Source organism: Micromonospora sp. NPDC049089 (assembly GCF_040648775.1).
Lineage (GTDB): Bacteria > Actinomycetota > Actinomycetes > Mycobacteriales > Micromonosporaceae > Micromonospora.
The window spans coordinates 1-11,360 of sequence record NZ_JBEZEH010000223.1; the positions used below are offsets into that span (position 1 = coordinate 1).

The following is an 11,360-nucleotide window of genomic DNA, read 5'->3' on the forward strand; positions in this document are numbered from 1 at the left end:
AAAACGTGTTTGGGTAAATCCCGCGGGGCTATGTTCACCCAAACCTCTTGATCAACCAAGCGAAGGGCGGGTGGGGGTGCCTCAGACCGGGTCGGCTACCGGGGCTGCGGGGCCGGCGGTGCCGGTGTGGGCCGCCGCGGCCGGCTTGGGCTTGGCGTCGATGCCGGCCTCGGTGCGCTGCTGTGCGGTGATCGGGGTGGGAGCACTGGTCAGCGGGTCGAAGCCGCCCCGGGTCTTCGGGAACGCGATGACCTCACGGATCGAGTCCGCGCCGGCGAGCAGCATGCAGACCCGGTCCCAGCCGAAGGCGATGCCGCCGTGCGGCGGAGCGCCGTACTTGAACGCCTCCAGCAGGAAGCCGAACTTGTCCTGCGCCTCCTCGGGGGTGATGCCGAGCAGGTCGAAGACCCGCTTCTGCACGTCACCCCGGTGGATACGGATCGACCCGCCGCCGATCTCGTTGCCGTTGCAGACGATGTCGTACGCGTACGCCAGGGCCCGGTCCGGAGCCTCCTCGAACCGGTCGACCCACTCCGAGTTCGGCGAGGTGAACGGGTGGTGCACGGCCGTCCAACCGCCCTCGTCCGTGCGCTCGAACATCGGCGCGTCGACCACCCAGCAGAACGCCCAGGCGCTCTCGTCGATCAGGCCGGACCGCTTGGCGATCTCGACGCGGGCCGCCCCGAGCAGCTCCTGTGCCTCCCGGGTGGTGGCGCTCGCGGCGAAGAAGACCGCGTCACCCGGCTTCGCGCCGACCGCGTCGGCGAGCCCGCCCAGGTGCTCGGCGGAGAGGTTCTTCGCCACCGGGCCACGTGCCTCGCCGGTCTCCGCGTCCAGCACCACATACGCCAGACCGCGCGCGCCACGCGCCTTCGCCCAGTCCTGCCAGCCGTCCAGCTCCTTGCGGCTCTGCGCCGCGCCGCCCGGCATCACCACCGCGCCGACGTACCCGCCCCCGTCGATGGCCCCGGCGAAGACCCGGAACTCGGTGCCGCGCAGGTACTCGGTCAGCTCGGTCAGCTCGACGCCGTAGCGCAGGTCCGGCTTGTCCGAGCCGTACCGTGCCATCGCGTCGTGCCAGGTGATCCGCGGGATCGGACGGCTGATCTCGTGCCCGGCCAGGTCCTTCCACAGCGCCGAGACGATCGCCTCACCAAGGTCGATCACGTCGTCCTCGGTCACGAACGACATCTCGATGTCGAGCTGGGTGAACTCCGGCTGCCGGTCGGCGCGGAAGTCCTCGTCGCGGTAGCAGCGGGCGATCTGGTAGTACCGCTCCATGCCGCCCACCATCAGCAGCTGCTTGAACAGCTGCGGCGACTGCGGCAACGCGTACCAGCTGCCGGGCTGAAGCCGCACCGGCACCAGGAAGTCGCGGGCCCCCTCCGGCGTCGAGCGGGTCAGCGTCGGCGTCTCGATCTCCAGGAAGTCCCGCTCGTGCAGCACGCCCCGGGCCAGCTGGCTGGCGCGCGAGCGCAGCCGCAGCGCGTTCGCCGGGCCACTGCGGCGCAGGTCCAGGTAGCGGTACCGGAGTCGAATGTCGTCGCCGGCCTCGATCTGGTCGTCCACCGGCAGCGGCAGCGGCGCCGCCTCGGAGAGCACCTCCAGCTCGACGACGGTCACCTCGACCTCGCCGGTGGGCAGCTCCGGGTTCTCGTTGCCGGCCGGACGGCGGGTCACCTCACCGACGACCTTCACGCAGAACTCGTTGCGCAGCGCGTGCGCGTCTTCCTCGCGGAACACCACCTGGACAACACCGGAACCGTCGCGCAGGTCGACGAAGATGACCCCGCCGTGGTCGCGGCGGCGGGCCACCCAGCCGGCGAGCGTCACCGTCGAGCCGGCGTCCGCGGCGCGCAGGCTTCCGGCATTGTGGGTACGGATCACGGCTGGCAACTCCTCATCGTGGAACAGTCCTCACCCGCATTCTGTCAGGGGTGGCCGCCCCGCCTCCGGGCACCCGGCAGGCCGGCACGATTCGCTGGTGGGGTGGACCCGCGAACCCGACTCCCCCGGCAGCCGAGCCGGTTAACGTGGCGAAATGCGGCCCGTACCGAACTGGGCCGTCGCCACGGCGGCGGCGGCACCCGTGCTGCTGGTGGCCGGTTGGACGGTGGCGGAGGCCCGACAGCCCGTCGGGTACGACCCGGTCCGGGACACCATCAGCGAGTTGGCAGGACAGGACGCCACCGACGCCTGGATCATGGTGGTGGCCCTGGTGCTGCTCGGCTGCTGCTACCTGTCGGTCGCCGCCGTCCTGCACGCAGCCGGGCTGCCCAGCCGTTTCCTGCTCGCGATCGGTGGGGTGGCCACCATCGCGCTCGTCGCCTTTCCCCGGCCGCCGGTAGGCGGTTCACTCAGCCACGGCGTCGCGGCGACGGTGGCCGTTCTCGCCCTGGTGCTCTGGCCGGCCGGCTCGGCACTGCGGCTGCCGCGCGGCCACGACACCGAGCACCCCACCCGATCGGAGCCGCCCTGGGCGTTCCGCCGGGCGGTCGGGCTGAGCGCCACGCTTGTGTTGCTCGCGCTCTTCGGCTGGTGCGCGTTCGAGGTGACCAGTGGCTCCCGCACGGGGTTGGCCGAGCGGGTGACGGCGGTGGCGGTCTCCCTCTGGCCGCTGCTGGCGGTTCTCTCCGCCCGGCGGGCGTACCTCGCCTGGTCGACCGGCGGCACCGTACGCGTCGGCCCGGACCTGCCGACCATCGGCGTCGTACCCCCGGATCCCCTCGGACCACCGAGCGGGCCTGCTTCCGGGCGCCCCGACCGGCTGCCGTGAGTCGGCGGCCCGTCTGATCTTTCCGTCGCCCGCGCCTGTTCGAGCGTCCGCACCGGCGGCCGGTCAGCCCGAGCATGCGGCCCGGAAGCGGCTTCGGTCTCGCATCGTTACGATCGCCCGATGTCCACCGTTCCCCGTTGGGCCCTGCTGTCAGCCGGCGGCGCACCACTGTTCCTTGTCGGCGGCTGGACTCTGGCGCAGGCCGCCCAGTCCGACGGATTCGACCCGGTGCGGCAGACCATCAGCGCGCTCGCCGCCACGGGTGCGGACCATCGCTGGATCATGACGGTCGGGCTGGTCGGCCTGGGCCTCTGCCATCTGACGACCGCGCTCGGCCTGGTCGGCGCCGCACCGGCGGGCCGAGCGCTACTCGCACTGGGCGGGCTGGCGACAGTGGTCGTGGGCGCGTTCCCGCAGCACCTGACCGGTGACTCGACGACCCACGCCGTGGCCGCCGGTGTGGCGTTCGGGGCGTTGGCCGTCTGGCCGGCCCTGGCGGTGCCGCGTCGCGCGAGGCCGTCTCTCGACCGCGAGCACCACCACGCTCCGGCTTTCGTACGCCGGCTGGCGCTCGCGGCGGCGGTGGTCCTCCTCGCGCTGGTGGGCTGGTTCGCCGCCGAGCTCTTCACCGACGGAGCATGGATCGGGCTGACCGAGCGGCTGGCGGCGGCCGCCGAGGCGGGCGTACCGCTGGCCGCCGTGCTGGTCTCCCGGGGCCGACCGGGACCGTCCGGGCCCGGCTGAGCGTCGTCGTGTTCGGTGGCTGTCAACGCGACGCGGGCCGCCGGAGAGTTCCGGCGGCCCGCGAGCGGTGCGTGGATCAGAAGACGCTGACGCCGTAACGGCTGAGCGCCTCGGTGACCGGCTGGAAGTAGGTCGTCCCACCGGTGCGGCAGTTGCCGCTACCACCGGAGGTCATACCCAGGGCGGTGCCGCCGGCGAAGAGCGAGCCGCCGCTGTCGCCCGGCTCGGCGCAGACGTTGGTGCGGATCAGACCGGAGACCGAACCCTCGGCGTAGTTCACCGTGGCGTTGGTCGCGTTCACCGAGCCGCTGCGCAGGCCGGTGGTGCTGCCGGAGCGCTGCACCGACTGGCCGACCGACGCGTTGCCCGAGCCGGTGATGTCGCGGAAGCTGCCGTTGTAGAGGGAGACGTTGCCGGCGGCGTTGGCCGAGTTGCTGTGCCGCACGATGCCGTAGTCGTTGCCCGGGAAGCTGGTGCCGGTACGGGTGCCGATCAGCGAGGTCTGGCCGGAGTTCGAGTACCAGCTGGCCGAGATGTTGGTGCAGTGCCCAGCCGTCACGAAGTAGTAGGTGCTGCCACTGCGCACGTTGAAGCCGAGCGAGCAGCGCCCGCCCCCGCCGGCGTAGATGGCCTGGCCGCCGGAGATCCGGGTGCTCAGCACGCCCGCCTCGGCCTCGACCCGAACCGCGCCGTTGGCCCGCGCGGCGGCGGCCTTGACCCGCTCCAGCTTGGCCCCGGTGACGGTGCTGTCGACGGAGACGACGACCTGGTTGGTGACCGGGTCACTCCACCAGGCGGTGCCTGGGATCTTGGCGGAGCGCTCCAGCTCGGCGGTGGCCCGGTTGAGCTCGGCGGCACCGCGGGTGACGTAGCGGACGACGGCGCCGGCCTTGCTCGCCTTACTGGCGGCGGCCGCGTCGGTCACCGTGACGACGGATTTGCCGCTGGCGTCGATGTACGAGCCGGCGGAGCGGTCGCCGAGTTCCGCGGAGATCGCGGCGGCGGCGTCGGGGGACGCGGCAGGAGCGGCCTGGGCGGGCGCGCCGATGAGCGAGCCGACGACCAGGGTTCCGGAAACGGCGACTGTGGCCGCAACGCGGAATGAGGACCTCGTGGGTCGCATGTAACAAACCTCCTGGGCGGGGGAGCGGGTCTGCCGGGGGCGACTGACCCGAGGGCAACGCGGCCGATCTGGGGAAACCGGCCGGCTGAGACTGAAGTATTCACATACTTAAGATCATTAACAAGGCTTGGATTCGCCCGAATTCGTCGACCTCGGCTGGTCGCACGGCCGCAACACCCCCGACACGCTGGTGAACAGCCACCGTCACACCCAATCGGCGACCGCCGCACTTTCGGCGCGTACGGTCATCGATGCCTGCTCTGAGTCGCCGCTCAGCGTGGGGCGCGCCCTCGTCGGGTCAGGGGGTACGGCGTCGGGCGCCGGGGCCCGGGCTGGGTACCACGTCACGTGGCCGCCCCACGTCGTGACCGTCGGCGCAGCGCAGGTCGGCGCGTACCTCGGCGCCGCAGTTGCGGTGCGTGACGCGCAGCGGTGGGCCCTCAGCGTCGGCGAGGTACCGGTCGCCCCAGGCGAGGACGGCGACCAGCACCGGCCAGAGGTCCAGACCCTTGTCCGTGAGCCGGTACTCGTGGCGCAGCCGACTGCCGGGCTCCCGGTACGGCTCGCGACTGAGCACGCCCTGCTCCACCAGGGTGGCGAGCCGATTGGTCAGCACCTGGCGCGGAATGCCGGTGCGTACCCGCATGTCGTCGAAGCGGCGTACGCCGGTGAACACCTCACGGAGGACCACCAGAGTCCACCGCTCACCGAGGACCTCCATCGCGCGGGCGATGGTGCAGTTCTCCACTGACCAGTCCAGAGCCGCGGGTCGCATCCGACCAGGCTAGATCTCGTTGACAGACTCAGCAACCGGCTGACAGGCTGCGTCCATGACGCAGACGCAGGAACCAGCGCGCAGCCGTACCTTCACGTGGGCGGACCCGGCGACCAACGCCGCCCAGGTCGGTCGGCGAAGCGGCCTCGACATGCTCCGGGCGATGATCGCCGGCGAGCTGGCCGCGCCGCCGGTGATGCACCTTCTCGACATGGCCAGGATGGAAGCCGACGAGGGCCGGGTCGTCGTCGAACTGACTCCACAGGAGTTCCACTACAACCCGCTCGGCAGCGTCCACGGTGGCGTGCTCTCGACCCTGCTGGACACCGCAGCGGCGTGCGCCGTGCACACCACCCTGCCCGCCGGGGTGGGCTACACCTCGCTGGACCTCAACGTGAAGTTCCTCCGCCCGGTCACCGTCGACAGCGGCACCCTGCGCTGCGAGGGCACCGTGCTGCAACGCGGCCGCCGTACGGCCCTGGCCGAGGCCCGCATCACCGACGCCACCGACCGCCTCGTAGCCCACGCCACCAGCACCTGCCTCCTACTCCCCCTCCCCTGACCCCACCTCCTCCCCGAGTTGATCATGAAGTTATTGCCCCGACACGCCGACGCGAGTGGCAACAACTTCATGATCAACAGGCTGGTGCCGGGGGGACAGGGTGGGGTGGGTTAGCGGAGGGCTAGGCGGGCGGCTCGGGCGTCGCGCTTCTCCTCGAAGCGGCTCGCGGCGCGGTCCAGGCTCTCCAGCTGGGCGGCAAGCTGCTCGCGGGCGGCCTCACCGTCGGCGTTGAGGCCGGTCACGTTGAAGACGTCCCACTGACGCAGGACCGGCTGCAGCACCTCGTCGCGGTGCTGGCGCAGGTCGTAGATGCCGGCCAGGGCGATCGCCACCGACTTGCGGGCGAACCCGTCGATGCCGCTGCCCGGCATCTGGAAGTCGGCCACCACGTCGGCGACGGCCCGCATGGCCTGGCTCGGGGCCAGCTCGAACGCCGCAGCGAGCAGGTTGCGGTAGAAGACCATATGCAGGTTCTCGTCGGCGGCCACCCGGGCCAGCAGTGCCTCGCAGGTGGGGTCGCCGGTGGCCTTGCCGGTGTTGCGGTGCGAGATCCGGGTGGCCAGCTCCTGGAACGAGACGTACGCCAGCGAGTGCAGCACCTCGTCGCCGTGGGCGTTGGTGTAGCCCTCCGACATGTGCGTCATCCGGGCCCGCTCCAACGCCACCGGGTCGACCGCCCGGCTGACGGTCAGGTAATCGCGGATCGCGACGCCGTGCCGACCCTCCTCGGCGGTCCACCGGTGCACCCAGGTGCCCCACGCGCCGTCGCGACCGAACAGGGTGGCGATCTCGTGGTGGTACGAGGGCAGGTTGTCCTCGGTCAGCAGGTTCACGATCAGCGCGGTGCGGGCCACGTCCGGGATGGTGGAGTCGGTCGGTGACCACGCCTCGCCGCCGAGCGGGCCGTCGAAGGTCCGCCCCTCGCTCCACGGCACGTACTCGTGCGGGAACCACTCCTTGGCGAGCGAGAGGTGGCGGTCCAGGTTGCGGGCGACAACCGGCTCCAACTCGACGAGCAGCGCGGTCTGGCTCACTGTGGTGCTGACGGTCACGAGAAACTCCCTACGGTGGCGTAACTTACGCTACCGTAGGTCCCCGCGGCCGTCAGCGCCAGTGGGGGCACTCACCCGACAGTGGGTTTGAGGTCTCCCGGGGGTGGCGTCCACTCCCCCGCACCGGCCGTGACCTGCTCACCGGAGCGGATGTCCTTCACCTCGTCCGGCGCTCCCTCGGCACCGGGGAACCACACGTACGGGATGCCGCGCCGCTCGGCGTAACGGATCTGCTTGCCGAACTTCGCCGCACTCGGCGACACCTCGGTAGCCACCCCCCGCCGCCGCAGCGCCTCGGCCACCCGGTTGCTGGCCGTACGGTGCTCCTCGCTGGTCACCGCGACGAGCACGGCGGTCGGCACCTCCCGCGAGACCGACAGCTCCCCCGCGCCGAAGAGCAGACCGAGCAGCCGGGTCACACCGATCGAGATCCCCACCCCCGGGTACGAGACAGCGCCGACGCTGGCCAGATTGTCGTACCGGCCGCCGGAGCAGATGGAGCCGAAGCGCTCGTAGCCGCGCAGCTGGGTCTCGTAGACGGTGCCCGTGTAGTAATCCAGCCCGCGTGCGATGCGCAGGTCCGCCACGCAGAGGCCGGGCGAGTGCTCGGCGGCGGTGTCCACCACCCGGACCAGCTCCTCGATACCCTCGTCGAGCAGCGGGTCGTTCACCCCGAGCGCCCGGACGGCGTCGGCGAACGAGGCGTCCGGGGCGGAGATCTCGGCCAGCGCCAGGCATGCCTTGGCCTGCGCCTCGCTCGCCCCGGCGGTCTGGGCCAGCAGCTCGGCCACCTTCGCCGGGCCGATCTTGTCGAGCTTGTCCACGGCCCGCAGCGCCGCCTCCGGGTCGGTCAGCCCGATGCCCCGGTAGAAACCCTCGCAGATCTTGCGGTTGTTGACCTGGATCGTCACCGGTGGGATCGGCAACGACCGCAACGCGTCCCCGATCACCAGCGGCATCTCCGCCTCGTGGTGCGCGGCCAGGGTGTCCCGGTCGACGATGTCGATGTCGGCCTGGACGAACTCCCGGTAGCGGCCCTCCTGCGGCCGCTCGCCCCGCCACACCTTCTGGATCTGGTAGCGGCGGAACGGGAAGCTCAGCTTGCCGGCGTTCTCCAACACGTACCGGGCGAACGGCACGGTCAGGTCGAAGTGCAGGCCGAGCTGGTCGTCACCACCGGCACCCTCGGCGTCGGCGTGCAGCCGCCGGATCACGTAGACCTCCTTCGAGGTCTCGCCCTTGCGCAGCAGCTGGTCCAGCGGCTCCACGGCCCGGGTCTCCAGCGGCGCGAAGCCGTACAGCTCGAAGGTGGCCCGGATCCTGTCGAGCACGAACTGCTCGATCATCCGCTGTCCGGGAGTCCACTCCGGGAAGCCGGAGATGGGCGTGGGCTTGCTCATCGGCGTACTCCTTGCGGTCCCGCGCCGGTGGCGCGGTGGTGTCGTGGGTCCGCGTGCGGCGCGGACAGAAGATCTAGAGGCCCCGGGTGGGAGCGGCCGGCGACGTGCCAGCCACCTCGATGAGGTACGGGTTGCTGGCGCGCTCGCGGCCGATGGTGGTGCTGGGGCCGTGGCCGGGCAGCACGACGGTGTCGTCGGCCAGCGGAAGGATCTTGTCGCGCAGGCTGGTGAGCATGGCCGGCATGCTCCCGCCCGGCAGGTCGGTGCGGCCGATCGACCCGGCGAAGAGGACGTCACCGGAGAGGCACAGCTCGTCAGCCTCCCAGCCCGACCCGGCGCCCGGCAGCCGGAACAGCACCGACCCGCCGGTATGGCCCGGGGCATGGTCGACGGCGATCTCCAGGCCGGCGAGTGTGAGGGTGGCGCCGTCGGTCAACTCCGCCACGTCCTCCGGCTCGGTGTAGCTCAGCCGGCCGCCGAAGAGCGACGTCAGGTCGGTCGAGAGGCCCTTCGACGGGTCGGCCAGCATCTCCCGGTCACCGGGGTGCACGTACGCCGTGATGCCGCGCGCGCCGCAGACCGGCGCGACCGAGAAGGTGTGGTCGAGGTGGCCGTGGGTGAGCAGCACGGCGGCCGGATGCAGGCGGTGCTCGGCGAGCAGCGCGTCGAGCTGGTCGAGCACCCCGATGCCCGGGTCGACCACCACGCACTGCTCCCCCGGCGCGGTGGCAACCACGTAGCAGTTGGTGCCGAAGGCGTCCGCGGGAAAGCCGGCCACGAGCACAGGCGCTGTCCTTTCCGTCGAGCATCTGTCGTCCTGCACAGCAGCCTATCGGGCGGGCCGAGCGAGTTTGCCGCGTCCGTCCCACACGTCCCGCCAGGCACAGTGACAACCTCCGATAAGCGCTGCTCGGGATGGGGTGGACCTCGTACACCACATTCCCAGTCACTAGCCGTACACTCTGGCGGGCGTGTGGCGCGGCACACGTGACGCCCGGACGGGCCGGGGCGACCGGCCGCCGGCGACGACCAGGTAGAGGAAAGGGGAGCACCGGTGGCTTCCAGCAGGGACCGGCAGCGCAAACTGGCGCGGGCCAAGCTCGACCGGCAGTTGGCCCGCCGGGCCGCCTCGACGCGGCGCCGACGGCAGATCCAGGCCGGAGTTGGCGCCGCTCTGATCCTCGTGCTGGTCGTGGCCGGCTCAGCCTGGGCGCTCGGGGCCTTCGACTCCGACCCGAAGCAGAACACGGCCGCGGAGGACACCTGCCTCTGGACGCCGCAGGACGCGACGGCCAACACCAACCTCAAGGACGTCGGCACGCCGGCCACCAAGGATCTGCCCACCGACGGCACCCGGGCGATGACAGTGACCACCAACCAGGGCGCGCCGATCACCGCGGAACTGAACCTGACCAACTCTCCGTGCGCGGCGGCGAGCATCGCCCACCTGGCGAGCCGGTCGTTCTACGACAACACCAAGTGCCACGAGATCACCGCCGAGGGCGCGCTGCGCTGCGGCGACCCCAGCGGCACGGGTCTTGGTGGGCCGACCTACTCGTTCTACGACGAAGAGGTGCCGACCGTGCCGTCGGCGTCGCCGTCGGCCAGTCCGGCCCCCGGCCAGCCGCCGACGTACCCGAAGGGCACGGTGACGATGGTCTCCAACCCGCCGGGCAGCAACGGCAGCCAGTTCCTAATCTTCTTCAAGGACTTCACCACCGCCGACCCGAAGTACCCGGTCATCGGCCGGGTGACCGGCGGGCTTGACGTGGTGGAGAAGATCGGCGCCCTCCCGACCGTGGACAATGGGACCGGGGCGAAGGTCAAGCCCAGCACCGATGTGACGATCCAGAGCCTCACGGTCGGTGAGCCGGTCACCGGTGCGGCACCGGCTCCGTCGGCCTCCGGCACCCCGGCCAGCAGCCCGAGCGCCGGCTGACCGGGCGCCACCAACAACCCAAGCGGCACCCAGCAGCAGACAGCCAGGAGGATCCAGGCGTGACGTCCACCAGAGAGCGGCAGCGCGCGGCGGCACGCGCCCGGCTCGAGAAGGAGATGGCCGAGCGCGCGGCCAAGGCCCGCAAGCGCCGGCAGACGACGGCGATCGTCAGCGCGGCTGCCGCGCTGGTGCTCGTGGTCGCCGGCACCGTCTGGCTGGCGGTGAGCCTCGGCGGCGACGACGACGACAAGAGCGACACCGCCGCGCCGGCGGCCGGTGCGGCCGAGTGCGCGTACAACGCGCTGCCCACCGACCAGCGGCCCCCGCAGATCAAGGACGTGGGGGTGCCGAGCAACGAGCAGTCCGCCACGGGCGTGCAGACCATGACGATCGACACCAACCTCGGCCCGATCACGGCCAAGGTCGACCGGTCGTTGGTGCCGTGCACGGCGGGCAGCTTCACCTACCTCGCGGAGAAGAACTTCTTCGACAACACCAAGTGCCACCGCCTCGTGAGCGAGGGCATCAAGGTGTTGCAGTGCGGTGACCCCAGCGCCACCGGCAACGGCTGGCGGGACACCGACGGCCAGGGCGGCCCGAGCTACCGCATGGCCGAGGAGAACCTGCCCACCGACAAGCGCCCGCCGTACCCGGAGGGCGTCATCGCGATGGCCAAGTCGCAGGATCCGGGGAGCACCGGCAGCCAGTTCTTCATCGTCTACGGCGACTCGCCGCTGGACCCGGCGTACACGGTGCTGGGCACCATCACCGGCGGCATGGACCTGGTCAAGGACGTGGCCAAGGCCGGCGACGACGGGGCGTTCGCCCAGCAGGCCGGCGGCGGCCACCCGAAGAAGGAGGTCATCATCAAGGACCTCACGATGAGCAACCCGCAGGGCTGACCCCACGCGCACGACGAAGCGCCCGCCGGCTGACCCGGCGGGCGCTGTCCTGTTCCCAGGGTACGGGGTACGTGCGCACAGGCGCCT

11 protein-coding genes are annotated in these 11,360 nt (G+C 71.4%); 5 read left to right on the forward strand and 6 right to left on the reverse strand.

The window, feature by feature from the left end:
• Positions 1-81: 81 nt before the first annotated feature.
• Positions 82-1,887, reverse strand: a complete 1,806-nt coding sequence (gene aspS, locus AB0B48_RS28375) for an aspartate--tRNA ligase (protein WP_357206817.1) — start codon at positions 1,885-1,887, stop codon at positions 82-84.
• A gap of 154 nt (positions 1,888-2,041) precedes the next feature.
• Here aspS and AB0B48_RS28380 point away from each other — a divergent pair, with 154 nt between their 5' ends.
• Both AB0B48_RS28380 and AB0B48_RS28385 read left to right on the forward strand, forming a co-directional pair.
• Positions 2,042-2,776 (forward strand): DUF998 domain-containing protein, encoded by a 735-nt coding sequence (locus AB0B48_RS28380; protein WP_357206819.1) that lies wholly within the window; start codon positions 2,042-2,044, stop codon positions 2,774-2,776.
• 120 nt (positions 2,777-2,896) lie between these two features.
• A complete protein-coding gene (locus tag AB0B48_RS28385; RefSeq protein WP_357206821.1) occupies positions 2,897-3,520 on the forward strand; it encodes a DUF998 domain-containing protein in 624 nt (207 codons plus the stop codon).
• A 76-nt stretch (positions 3,521-3,596) separates the two neighbouring features.
• Here the strand turns inward: AB0B48_RS28385 and AB0B48_RS28390 are convergent, their stop codons facing one another.
• A complete protein-coding gene (locus AB0B48_RS28390) occupies positions 3,597-4,643 on the reverse strand; it encodes a S1 family peptidase (RefSeq protein WP_357206823.1) in 1,047 nt (348 codons plus the stop codon).
• Positions 4,644-4,941: 298 nt separating this feature from the next.
• Positions 4,942-5,418, reverse strand: a complete 477-nt coding sequence (locus AB0B48_RS28395) for a helix-turn-helix domain-containing protein (RefSeq protein ID WP_357206825.1) — start codon at positions 5,416-5,418, stop codon at positions 4,942-4,944.
• A gap of 55 nt (positions 5,419-5,473) precedes the next feature.
• Between AB0B48_RS28395 and AB0B48_RS28400 the strand changes: the two genes are divergently transcribed.
• A complete protein-coding gene (locus AB0B48_RS28400) occupies positions 5,474-5,980 on the forward strand; it encodes a PaaI family thioesterase (RefSeq protein WP_355009233.1) in 507 nt (168 codons plus the stop codon).
• Between the two features lie 110 nt (positions 5,981-6,090).
• On the opposite strand, the gene AB0B48_RS28405 is transcribed toward AB0B48_RS28400, so the two are convergent.
• The 3 genes from AB0B48_RS28405 to AB0B48_RS28415 form a co-directional block, all read right to left on the reverse strand.
• The gene (locus tag AB0B48_RS28405) at positions 6,091-7,032 is read right to left on the reverse strand and encodes an acyl-ACP desaturase (protein WP_357206828.1); all 942 of its coding nucleotides are present in this window, start codon (positions 7,030-7,032) and stop codon (positions 6,091-6,093) included.
• Positions 7,033-7,103: 71 nt separating this feature from the next.
• Positions 7,104-8,432, reverse strand: coding sequence for a histidine--tRNA ligase (gene hisS / locus AB0B48_RS28410; RefSeq protein ID WP_357206830.1), 1,329 nt, complete (start codon positions 8,430-8,432; stop codon positions 7,104-7,106).
• A 73-nt stretch (positions 8,433-8,505) separates the two neighbouring features.
• On the reverse strand, positions 8,506-9,216 hold the full coding sequence (locus AB0B48_RS28415; RefSeq protein WP_238659786.1) for an MBL fold metallo-hydrolase: 711 nt from the start codon (positions 9,214-9,216) through the stop codon (positions 8,506-8,508).
• Between the two features lie 270 nt (positions 9,217-9,486).
• Here AB0B48_RS28415 and AB0B48_RS28420 point away from each other — a divergent pair, with 270 nt between their 5' ends.
• A complete protein-coding gene (locus tag AB0B48_RS28420; RefSeq protein ID WP_357206832.1) occupies positions 9,487-10,371 on the forward strand; it encodes a peptidylprolyl isomerase in 885 nt (294 codons plus the stop codon).
• Between the two features lie 59 nt (positions 10,372-10,430).
• Positions 10,431-11,273, forward strand: a complete 843-nt coding sequence (locus tag AB0B48_RS28425) for a peptidylprolyl isomerase (RefSeq protein ID WP_357206834.1) — start codon at positions 10,431-10,433, stop codon at positions 11,271-11,273.
• Positions 11,274-11,360: the final 87 nt, after the last annotated feature.

Coding starts and splice junctions, on each gene's coding strand:
- AB0B48_RS28390 (WP_357206823.1), bottom strand. CDS start 4,643: ATGCGACCCACGAGGTCCTCATTCCGCGTTGCGGCCACAGTCGCCGTT.
- AB0B48_RS28395 (WP_357206825.1), bottom strand. CDS start 5,418: ATGCGACCCGCGGCTCTGGACTGGTCAGTGGAGAACTGCACCATCGCC.
- AB0B48_RS28385 (WP_357206821.1), top strand. CDS start 2,897: ATGTCCACCGTTCCCCGTTGGGCCCTGCTGTCAGCCGGCGGCGCACCA.
- AB0B48_RS28380 (WP_357206819.1), top strand. CDS start 2,042: ATGCGGCCCGTACCGAACTGGGCCGTCGCCACGGCGGCGGCGGCACCC.
- AB0B48_RS28400 (WP_355009233.1), top strand. CDS start 5,474: ATGACGCAGACGCAGGAACCAGCGCGCAGCCGTACCTTCACGTGGGCG.
- hisS (WP_357206830.1), bottom strand. CDS start 8,432: ATGAGCAAGCCCACGCCCATCTCCGGCTTCCCGGAGTGGACTCCCGGA.